9 protein-coding genes are annotated in these 6,721 nt (G+C 67.6%); 7 read left to right on the top strand and 2 right to left on the bottom strand.

Annotated features, from left to right (window positions below):
• Positions 1-12: 12 nt before the first annotated feature.
• Together V2S85_RS23830 and V2S85_RS23835 are read right to left on the bottom strand one after the other, a co-directional pair.
• Positions 13-534: a hypothetical protein gene (locus tag V2S85_RS23830; RefSeq protein WP_330705291.1), complete on the bottom strand. Its 522-nt coding sequence runs from the start codon at positions 532-534 to the stop codon at positions 13-15.
• On the bottom strand, positions 531-1,337 hold the full coding sequence (locus tag V2S85_RS23835) for a hypothetical protein (protein ID WP_330705292.1): 807 nt from the start codon (positions 1,335-1,337) through the stop codon (positions 531-533). Before V2S85_RS23835 ends, V2S85_RS23830 begins: the two co-directional genes overlap by 4 nt.
• Positions 1,338-1,744: 407 nt before the next feature.
• Between V2S85_RS23835 and V2S85_RS23840 the strand changes: the two genes are divergently transcribed.
• The 7 genes from V2S85_RS23840 to V2S85_RS23870 are packed head-to-tail and all read left to right on the top strand — an operon-like array spanning position 1,745 to position 6,414.
• Entirely contained in the window at positions 1,745-2,062 is a 318-nt protein-coding gene (locus tag V2S85_RS23840; protein WP_330705293.1) for a hypothetical protein, read from the top strand.
• Positions 2,059-2,451: a signal transduction protein gene (locus V2S85_RS23845; RefSeq protein ID WP_330705294.1), complete on the top strand. Its 393-nt coding sequence runs from the start codon at positions 2,059-2,061 to the stop codon at positions 2,449-2,451. Before V2S85_RS23840 ends, V2S85_RS23845 begins: the two co-directional genes overlap by 4 nt.
• Positions 2,448-3,014, top strand: coding sequence for an RNA polymerase sigma factor (locus V2S85_RS23850; protein ID WP_330705295.1), 567 nt, complete (start codon positions 2,448-2,450; stop codon positions 3,012-3,014). The genes V2S85_RS23845 and V2S85_RS23850 overlap by 4 nt, the downstream gene beginning before the upstream one ends.
• Positions 3,004-3,420, top strand: a complete 417-nt coding sequence (locus tag V2S85_RS23855) for a hypothetical protein (protein WP_330705296.1) — start codon at positions 3,004-3,006, stop codon at positions 3,418-3,420. Before V2S85_RS23850 ends, V2S85_RS23855 begins: the two co-directional genes overlap by 11 nt.
• On the top strand, positions 3,417-3,893 hold the full coding sequence (locus V2S85_RS23860) for a periplasmic heavy metal sensor (protein ID WP_330705297.1): 477 nt from the start codon (positions 3,417-3,419) through the stop codon (positions 3,891-3,893). The genes V2S85_RS23855 and V2S85_RS23860 overlap by 4 nt, the downstream gene beginning before the upstream one ends.
• Positions 3,890-5,272: a DUF1800 domain-containing protein gene (locus V2S85_RS23865; protein WP_330705298.1), complete on the top strand. Its 1,383-nt coding sequence runs from the start codon at positions 3,890-3,892 to the stop codon at positions 5,270-5,272. The genes V2S85_RS23860 and V2S85_RS23865 overlap by 4 nt, the downstream gene beginning before the upstream one ends.
• Positions 5,273-5,274: 2 nt before the next feature.
• Positions 5,275-6,414 (top strand): DUF1501 domain-containing protein, encoded by a 1,140-nt coding sequence (locus tag V2S85_RS23870; protein ID WP_330705299.1) that lies wholly within the window; start codon positions 5,275-5,277, stop codon positions 6,412-6,414.
• The last annotated feature ends 307 nt before the right edge of the window (positions 6,415-6,721 follow it).

Consider the following 6,721-nt stretch of genomic DNA (forward strand, 5'->3'; position numbering starts at 1 on the left):
CGATGCCGGCGCTCATGCGCCTGCCAGCATCCGTTCCCGTTTCATCACCATGCGGGTCGATCGCAAGGCAAGGCGAAAAGCGCATTCCAGCCCGATCGCCTCCTTGCTTGCATCCATGCGCTCGGCCTGTTCGAACAGGGTTAGGAGGCGGGTTTCGTCAGCGGACAGCGCGAACTGCGTGCCAGGCATGAACCGGCGTTCGCGCAGTTGCTCGCCCAGTAGCATGAGGCTGTCGATCACGGGGATGAGCTGTTCACAATGGAAGCGCCGAAGGCAGACGAACAGCGCCGGCTGCGTGGCAAGATGCCGCGTGCGGGCCCGGCACCAGGCGCGCGCCGCTTTTATCAGCAGCACGTTCTCGGCGGGCCATGGCCAGTCGCGGGGCCGATCGAGGGAATGCACGGAGGATTGGATCAAGGGTTGTCCTTCACAAGAATGCGGAAATGAAAAGCGGAAGGAGCTTGACGCCCCTCCCGTTCCGCCGTGTTCGGCGCATCGCGCTCGAATGCGCCCGACGGCGCAGGCGAATGTCATGGCATCTCGCCGTCGATGCCGTCCGATACCTGCGTCGCAGACATCGGAGCCGCCGTCGACGCACCGGCCGGCGCAAGACGAAACGCGAAAGGATAAGCAACACCGTCGAAAGTCACGTCGATGCGGATATGCGCGTAGCGATCACTGCGGGCGACATCCGGCACGACGATCATTCCGCCGAAGGTGCTGCCCGGATCGATGGTGGTGGTCTGCAGCGCCTCGCCGCCCAGTTGCTGGAGCGTGTAGTCGAGCTTGTCGTCGATTCCCTTTATGACGAGCGCGCCTCCGGCGACGGCGGCCGCCGCACCCACGATGCCGGGGGTGTTGTCCTCCCAGTGGATCGCCTGAACATAGCCGTGATGCGGACCACCGACCCGTCGGTAATAGGTGCCGTGGTCCGAAGCGGTGGAGGCGGCCCCCGCCAGCACGCCCGCGACAATGGCGGTGCCGATCCTGGCGGTGCGCGCCTTGTCCTGCGCCTGCTGCGCAAGCTGGTCGTACGTGGGGATCGCCACGGGCACGCCGTTCACAGTCGCGGAGATGTTCTCCGGCCCGAAGTTGGCGGAGCGGCGACCATCGTTGAACACCGCAACCGAAAACGCGACCCGGCCCTTTTCGACCGGCATCGGGCGGATCTGAACGGTGCCGGATGGCAGTTTCAGCGACACCGTGGCGTCGCCGCGCTCGAAACGTGCTGTCTCGGCGCCCAGTCGCTCAGGATACAGCGTCATCGGAGCACCCGCAAAGGCGGGCGTCGGCAGGAGGACTAGCATGGTCGCCGGAACAAGGGTTCGGTATGTCATGATGTTTCGCTTTCGAATGGGAAGATGCGGTGCGGATCGAGGGCATGGATCCGCACCGCATCGGCGCCGGTCGCACACGGGGCACAAGGAGCGGCCGGCGCAAACAGTGGTGTGAGACGAAGGATGGCGTCCGCTCCGCGGACGAAGGGGCATGCCTACGGAACGGGAGCCGGGCAGCGTCGTTCCGCGTTCATCCGCCATCTCCGGCTCACCAGCATCATTGCTGAGGATGGGTTGTGACGGCTTCGTGCAACATCACTTCGCGACCATTGTGTGGGATTGTGAAAACGCTCGCCCCACGGACCGCATTTTTTGAAGATCGCAGCGACGGGTTTGCGGTTTTCCCGCGTTCAAGAACCGTCGCGCAGCAGCGCGGCATGTTCGATCAACCCTGAAGAGGTGAAGTCATGAACGTGAAGAAGCTCTCGACACACATGGGGGCGGTCTTGATGGTCGCGACCATGATCGTCACGCCCGCCCTGGCCGGCGTCAATGGACGGCAGGCGAACCAGCAGCATCGCATCGCACAGGGCTGGCGTTCCGGTGAACTGACTGGGCACGAGGCCGCCCGGCTGGAACGCCAGCAGCACCGTATCAGCCGCAGCGAACATCGCATGCGCGCGACCGGCGGGATGAACCCGCGCGAACGCGCGCGCCTGCACGCCCGTCAGGATCGGGCAAGCGCCAACATCCGTCATCAAAAGCATGACGGGTGGCACCGGTGACGCGCGGACCGGCGATAGTCGCCCTGACGATCGCCTTGCTCCCGGTCGCAGCGCTGGCCGCTCCTGCGCCTGCCAAGGCTGACGGGATCGGCAAGGCCGAGTTTCAGGCCGCGCTACGCAGCCGGATGATGCGGGCGGATAGCGACGGCGACGGCCGCGTCAGCGCCGTGGAATGGTCCGCCGCCGCCAAGGCGCGAGGCAAAGGTGCGATGGCGGACCGTGCCTTCGCGCGGATGGACACGGACGGCAACGGCTTCCTCGATGCCGCGGAACTGGACGCGCTGGCGGCAAAGCGTTTCGTTCGGCAGGATACCGATCATGATGGCCACCTGTCGGCCGATGAGCGCAAGGCCACGATGGATGCCATGCGGGAGAAGACCGGCGATTGACCGAGGGCGCGGACAGCCACGATCCGGATGCGGACCTCGTCCGGCGCGTCGGGCAAGGCGATGCGGCAGCGGCGCGGCGGATGGTCGCGACCAAGCTGCCGCGCTTGCTCGCGCTGGGCACCCGCATGCTCGGGGACGTGGCCGCAGCGGAGGAGATCGCGCAGGAAAGCCTGCTACGATCCTGGCGACAGGCGCCGCGCTGGCGCTTCGGTGCGGCACGGTTCGATACCTGGCTCCATCAGGTGGCGCTCAACTTGTGCCGCGACCGACTGCGCAAGGGTCGGCGAGAGACGCTGACTCCGGAGCCGCCCGAACGTATCGACCCGGCGCCGCTGCAGGATCAGGCGCTGGTGAGCGGAGACGAAAGCCGGCGCATCGCACGCGCGCTTCAGGCACTGCCGCAACGCCAGCGCGAGGCGATCGTGCTGCAATATTATCAGGAACTCTCGAATGCGGATGCGGCGGCCTTGATGGAGATCAGCGTGGAAGCCCTGGAAAGCCTGCTGTCGCGCGCTCGCCGCGCCTTGCGCGAACTCTTGCTGGAAATGCACGATGACGCCTGAACGCCTGTCGCGCCTATTGGCCGCCTATGGTTCCCGCCCCGATCGCTGGCCCGCCGACGAACGGGATGCGGCCATGTACCTGATGGCGCAGGAGCCCGGTGCGCAAGAGCGCGCGCGTGAGGAGCAGGCGCTCGATGCACTGCTGGCGCGGCATCGCGTGCCGGTCCCCCACGCAGCGCTGGTCGGCCGGACGCTGGCGGCGTTCGCGCCGACTTCGGGTCTTTCGGTGCTGCGCAGCTGGTGGGCGCGGCTGACGCTGGCAGGGGCGGCGATGGCCGGGCTGGCTGCGGGCGTGCTGACGCTCGATGTGCAGCATGCGCACATGGCGAACCGGCAGATGCTGGCCCTGTCCGACGATCAGGATACGATCTTTGCCACGCTCGATGCTGGCGAGGTGACACCATGAAGGGGCGCGGTTTCCAGATTCTGCTGGTCTGCTCGCTGGTCCTCAACGTCTTCGTAATCGGCGGGCTGGTGGGCGCGGGGTTCATGTGGCAGCGCGCCGAGGTGCAGCATCCGGTGAACGGCCTGGGTCGCGCTGGGCGCCTGCGCATGGCCGCGCAGGACCTGCCGCAGCCCTATCGGCGCGACCTGCGCCTTACGGTGGTGGAAACCATGCGCACGCTCAAGCCCCAGATCGGCGAGGCACGCGCGGCTCGTCGGGAAGCGGCACGGCTGCTTGCCCAGCCGACGCTCGACCGCGGCGCCCTCGATACCACGCTCGCGCGCGCCCGCGCCGCCGACAGCGTCGTGCGCACGCGGCTGGAGGCGAGCATCGCCGGTTTTGCCGCCGGATTGCCACAGCGCGAACGCCTGCGGCTGGTCGAGGCGTTGACCCGCCAGCAACCGCGATCGCCCAGGCAGGAGAAACGGCCGTGACCATCGCCATCGCCCTTAACCGCTTCGGACTAGGAGCCCGCCCCGACCAGAGCCTGCCGCGCGATCCCAAGGCCTGGTTGCTCGACCAGCTCGACAACTACGAGGCCCGGCCTCCGGCTTGGGCAGCCTTGCCTGGTACCTCGGCAATCGCGGCCGACTATCTTGCCGAGCGGCAAGAGGTGCGATCGGCGCAGGGCGAGGCCAAGCAACGCGCCCGCATGGATCTGCGCAAGGATGGCCGCGATCTCCTGCGCGTCGCCGCGAATGCCCGTGCGGTCAGCGCGCTGACGGCGCCGACCCCGTTCGTCGAGCGGCTGGTGCATTTCTGGTCGAACCATTTCGCGATCTCGGCCGACAAGCAGACGGTGATCCCCTTCGCCGGCGCATTCGAGGCCGAGGCGATCCGCCCGCATGTGCTGGGCCGGTTCGAGGATATGCTGCTGGCGGTGGAGCGGCATCCGGCAATGCAGCTTTTCCTCGACCAGGCGCAGTCGGTCGGCCCCGGCAGCGCCTTCGCGCGCCGGGCGGCCAGTCGCAATCCCAGGAAGACGCCCGGCCTCAACGAGAACCTGGCGCGCGAAATCATGGAACTTCACACGCTGGGCGCCCGCACCGGATACACCCAGGCCGACGTCACCGAATTCGCCCGCGCGCTCACCGGCTGGAGCACCGCCGGGCTGGGCCGGGGCGGCAAGGCGCGTGGCGGTGCCGGGGATCCGGGCGGCTTCGTGTTCCGGCCGATGCTGCACGAACCAGGCTCGCGCAAGATCATGGGCCGCACATACGCCCAGCCGGACGAAGGGCAGGCACTCGCGATCCTTGGCGATCTTGCCTCGGCGCCTGCCACGGCAGATCACATCGCGACCAAGCTGGCGCGGCATTTCGTCGCGGACGAACCGTCGCCGGCACTCGTCACCCGCCTCTCTACGGCGCTCCGCAAAAGTGATGGCGACTTGCCGTCCGTCTATCGCGCGCTGGTGGACGCGCCGGAAAGCTGGGCGCCCGCCGCCGTCAAGTTCAAGACGCCGTGGGAATGGCTGATCTCATCGATGCGCGGGCTGGGCATGAGCAATGCCGATGACGTCCAGATCGCGGGCGTGATGCAGCAACTGGGCCAGCCGCTGTGGCGCCCCGGATCGCCCGCCGGGTTCGACGACGTGGCCGCCAGTTGGGCCGCGCCCGACGCGCTGGTACGCCGCGTCGAGATGGCGCAGCGGCTGGCGGCCCGCGCGACCGGCGGCGTCGACCCGCGCGAACTGGCGCCAAAGCTCCTGCCCGGAAGCCTCTCGCCAGCGACGGCACAAGCGATCGCGCGGGCGGAAAGCCTGCCGACCGGCCTGGCGCTGCTGCTGGTATCGCCCGAATTCCTGAGGAGGTGACCATGACGTATTCGCGCCGCCACGCCTTGCGCAACATCGCCGCCGTCGGCGCGGGCGCGCTGTTCTGCCCGCGCATCGCCTTTGCGGCCGGGCCCGGAAACCGGCGTTTCGTTTTCGTCATCCAGCGCGGCGCGGCGGATGGGCTGGGCATCGTCGTGCCTCATGGCGATCCCGGCTATGTGGCGGCGCGGGGCGCTCTGGCCATTGATCCATCGACCACGATCAAGCTCGACGGCATGTTCGGGCTGCATCCGGCGCTGGTGGAAACCGGCAGGATGTATCAGGCCGGGCAGGCGCTGGCGCTCCATGCGGTCGCCTCGTCCTATCGCGAGCGGTCGCATTTCGATGGGCAGAACGTGCTGGAGACGGGCGGCGGCCGTCCCTACGCGATCAAGGACGGGTGGATGAACCGCCTCGTCGGCCTCATGCGGGGCGCGCATGCGGAGCCGATCGCGTTCGCGCCGATCGTGCCGCTTGCCTTGCGCGGCGCGGCGCCGGTGACCTCCTATGCTTCGTCGAGCCTGCCGCGCGCGACCGACGACCTGATGGCGCGGGTGGACGGCCTCTATGCCGGCGATCCCGCGCTCCACGCCCTGTGGTCCGCGGCGATGGCGACGCGTGCGCAGGCGGGTGACGATGCCGGGGGGCAGAACCCGGCCGAGCTGGGGCGCCTGGCCGCCGGCTTCCTCGCCCGGCCTGACGGTCCACGCGTGGCGATGATCGAAACCGGCGGCTGGGATACGCACAGCGGTCAGGCCGGGCGGCTGGCGACGCAACTAAAGCGGCTGGATGCGATGCTAGCCGCCCTTCGCGACGGCATGGGCTCGGCCTGGAGCGAAACGGTAGTGCTGATCGCCACCGAGTTCGGCCGTACCGTGGCAGCAAACGGCACCGGCGGCACGGACCATGGCACCGCGTCCGCAGCCCTTCTGATAGGTGGCGCCGTGCGGGGCGGGAAAGTCCTTGCGGACTGGGCGGGGCTGTCACCCGGCGCGCTTTACGAAGGGCGGGACCTGCGCCCGACTGCGTCTTTGGAAGCTGTGATCGCCGATGTGATCGCGCAAAGCTACGGCATCGACCCGGGCAAGCTGTTCTCCAATATTCCGCGGACGGACCGGCTAGAGAGCTTGTTGAGAAGCTGAATCGGACCGACGCATAGGTAATCAGATCAGAACCCGTCGTTCAGCCTCATATGTGGGAACGGCGGCTAAGTCCCACGCGGCGCGAAGTTGGCCCCTCGCCGAAAGCGAGGAGCCGGTTAATCAAATTTCCGTATTCTCGGCGAGGGCAAGTGCATCTTCCACGTCAATCCCGAGATAGCGGTAAGCGTCCGGCGAGTCCCGTCCGATACCATTGGGCTGAATTTTGCTTTTCAACTTGTGTTTTATGAGGACGTCAGATCTTTCAGACGTTCATGCACCTGCTGCATCGCGGCTATTGCACCGGCCC

Source organism: Novosphingobium resinovorum, assembly GCF_036352595.1.
In the GTDB taxonomy this organism is placed as follows: Bacteria; Pseudomonadota; Alphaproteobacteria; order Sphingomonadales; family Sphingomonadaceae; genus Novosphingobium; species Novosphingobium resinovorum_B.